This is a genomic window from Aquirufa sp. (genome assembly GCF_044377215.1).
Taxonomy (GTDB): domain Bacteria; phylum Bacteroidota; class Bacteroidia; order Cytophagales; family Spirosomataceae; genus Aquirufa.
Map to the genome: position 1 here is coordinate 1 of NZ_JBILJM010000064.1, position 3,095 is coordinate 3,095.

The 3,095-nt window shown below is 39.5% G+C and carries 3 protein-coding genes; 2 read left to right on the forward strand and 1 reads right to left on the reverse strand.

Annotation, left to right across the window (positions count from 1 at the left end; all coding sequences use genetic code 11):
* The first annotated feature begins 148 nt into the window (after positions 1-148).
* Positions 149-622: a hypothetical protein gene (locus ACIQ6T_RS11305; RefSeq protein WP_395786452.1), complete on the forward strand. Its 474-nt coding sequence runs from the start codon at positions 149-151 to the stop codon at positions 620-622.
* Positions 623-839: 217 nt separating this feature from the next.
* Here the strand turns inward: ACIQ6T_RS11305 and metG are convergent, their stop codons facing one another.
* Complete coding sequence (metG, locus tag ACIQ6T_RS11310; protein ID WP_395786454.1) at positions 840-2,870, reverse strand: methionine--tRNA ligase; 2,031 nt, start codon at positions 2,868-2,870, stop codon at positions 840-842.
* A 125-nt stretch (positions 2,871-2,995) separates the two neighbouring features.
* Between metG and rpsU the strand changes: the two genes are divergently transcribed.
* Positions 2,996-3,095 (forward strand): 30S ribosomal protein S21 (gene rpsU / locus ACIQ6T_RS11315; protein WP_395786456.1); only part of this gene is annotated, 100 nt, incomplete at its 3' end.

Consider the following 3,095-nt stretch of genomic DNA (forward strand, 5'->3'; position numbering starts at 1 on the left):
TAAAAACATATAAAATATTCTGTTTTATATCGTAAAATAGAAACAAAAACAATTTACGCTTCTGAAATTGTGTAAAAGCAAGTTTTGTTATATTAAAAAAATGCAATAATTTTGTATCGTTGATTTAATCAATAAATATAATATTATTATGAAGAAGCAAATATTAATGATTGGTGTTTTAGTGGGACTAAACCTAATCGCAACAGCGGCAAAAGCAAACGGAACAACATCTAATGTGGATGTATCGACAACAGGATTGTCTATCAAAAAAGAAACTCTTTCTGAAGTAATTCAGTTATTGATAAGAAAAGATTACGTAGGTGCAAGTGCATCTTCGACAGCTAGCTTGACGATTTCGATTTTAGAAAATTATCAGAATAACCAGTCGGCCTACCTAAAAGCAACGAAAGCTGAACAAGCTTTATTTAACGAAACAGTTAATTCGATTGCTAATCAAGTAGTAACAAGCGAAAAAACATCGAATTGGATTAAAGAAATCAACAAATCAGCCAAAGCAATCAACACGATTTGGGCGGTTTTAGAGACAGAACCGAAGATTGAATCAGATTTAAATATTATTTCTGAACAAAATCAAGATTTAGTTGTTGTATTTCAAAATTAGATTTTAAGTAGTTTTCATAGTTAAATAGGTTTAGAGGTATTTGAAAAAGGTGTTGTTTTTAACGGCACCTTTTTTTATTTATTTTGCACTAAACTCATATTTTTTAAAGAAAACAGCTATATTCGTATAAATTTTCATAGTTAAATAGGTTTAGAGGTTAACAAATAAGGTCAGAAGTTTCTTCTGACCTTATTTTAATTTAACGAAGTGGCGATATTTAACTTATACTCGCCCCATTCCAAACTGATTTACTCGGCTCTACAAAGGCCAAACTGCCATCTGCATCTTCAGCCATTAAGATCATCCCTTCACTTTCCTGACCCATAATACTGCGAGGCGCTAAATTCGCCAAGAAAGTCACTTGCTTCCCAAGGATAGCTGCTGGCTCAAAATGTTCCGCGATTCCACTTAAAATGGTGCGGTCTTTGATACCATCGTTGACGGTCAACTTCAATAATTTCTTACTTTTCTCAACCTTTTCGGCCGCGGTGATTTGACCGATCCGAATATCCATCTTCGAAAACGAATCAAAATCAATGGTTTCTTTCACGGGAGTCACTTGTTTGCTCGCTAATTCCATCTGTGCCTTGCTTGCTGTTAACTTATCTACTTGTGCTTGAATGACATCATCCTCTAGTTTCTCGAACAACAAACCTGGATTTGCTAGTTTTTGACCCGAAGGAATCAATTCAAAATTTCCAATGGCTGACCAGTCGGCGTCTGCTAACCCCAGCGCTGTCCGTAGGCGAGCTGCCGTAAACGGAATAAACGGCTCAAGCGCTAAGGACGCATGCGCCACTAGTTGTACCGCATAATTCAATACGGTCCCGGCTTTGGCACGGTCTTCTTTAATGATTTTCCATGGCTCCGCATCGGCTAAGTATTTATTGCCAATGCGTGCAATTTCCATCGCATACACTAAGGCGTCTCGGAATTTATAGGTCGCTAAGGCCTGATCTAATTTACCCGGAATCTCTGCTAAAGCCGCAACAACATCTGTTTCCAGACCCGTTCCAGCTGTTTTTTCAGGTACAATGCCCTCAAAATTCTTATCGATCAGCACAAAAGCGCGATTCACAAAATTGCCCAAAATGGCAACTAGCTCTGAATTATTTTTCGTCTGAAAGTCTGACCACGTAAAATCAGCATCCTTCGTTTCCGGACTAGATGCCGTCAACGCATACCGCAGGACGTCTTGTTTACCTGGAAACTCTTTCAAATATTCATGTAACCAAACCGCCCAATTGCGTGAGGTTGAAATCTTATCCCCCTCCAAGTTCATAAACTCATTCGCCGGCACTTGATCCGCCAATTGATACCCGCCATGCGCCATGCACATCGCCGGGAAAATCAAGCAGTGAAATACAATATTATCCTTGCCGATGAAATGAACAATCCGACTGTCCTCTGCTTTCCACCATTTCTCCCAATCGAGGGTTAATTGGCTCGTCATCGACACATAGCCAATCGGCGCATCAAACCACACATACAACACTTTCCCTTCCGTATCCGGCAAAGGAATAGGTACACCCCAGCTCAAATCACGGGTCATCGCACGCGGGCGCAAGCCATCTTGCAACCAAGATTTTACCTGACCACTCACATTTGATTTCCACTCAGGGTGGGAATTAACATATTTTTCCAACTCGCCTTGCCATTGATCCAAGGGCAAAAACCAGTTTTTAGTCTCTTTTAATATAGGTGAAGCTCCACTTAAGGTGGATTTTGGATTAATCAATTCAGTTGGTGACAATGCCGACCCGCATTTTTCACATTGATCCCCATAAGCGCCAGGCTGTTGGCATTTAGGACAATCACCCGTAATATACCGATCCGCCAAAAACTGATCTGCCGCCACATCATAATACTGTTCAGTAACTTCCTCCATAAACTTTCCATCTTGGTAAAGCTTCAAGAAAAAATCCTGAGACATTTTATGGTGTGCCGGAGCGGACGTCCGACCATAAATATCAAATGAAATACCAAATTCCTCAAAAGAAGCCTTGATTTCCTTGTAAAAATAATCAACAACTTGTTGGGGCGTTTTACCCTCTTTTTGCGCCTTGATCGTAATCGGTACCCCATGCTCATCTGTCCCTGAGACAAAAATGACATCCTGTTTCTTCAACCGCAAGTACCGAACATAGATGTCTGCAGGCAAATAACAACCTGCCAAATGACCAATATGAATGGGGCCATTGGCATAAATCAAGGCCGCAGTGACCGTAGTCCGCGCAAAATCCGACATAATTCCTAGTAAAATGAAATGCAAAAATAAGTAAAAATACCTAACGAAAATTTAGAAAGACCACTTGCATCTTCAAAATTATAAGTGTACATTTGCACACAATTTAATTCAAAAGAGAAAAATACATGTTAATTATTTCAATCAAAGAGAACGAGTCAATTGATAAAGCACTTAAGCGCTTTAAGAAAAAGTTTGAAAAAACGGGTGTAGTAAAGGAATTGCGTA

Coding starts and splice junctions, on each gene's coding strand:
- ACIQ6T_RS11305 (WP_395786452.1), top strand. CDS start 149: ATGAAGAAGCAAATATTAATGATTGGTGTTTTAGTGGGACTAAACCTA.
- metG (WP_395786454.1), bottom strand. CDS start 2,870: ATGTCGGATTTTGCGCGGACTACGGTCACTGCGGCCTTGATTTATGCC.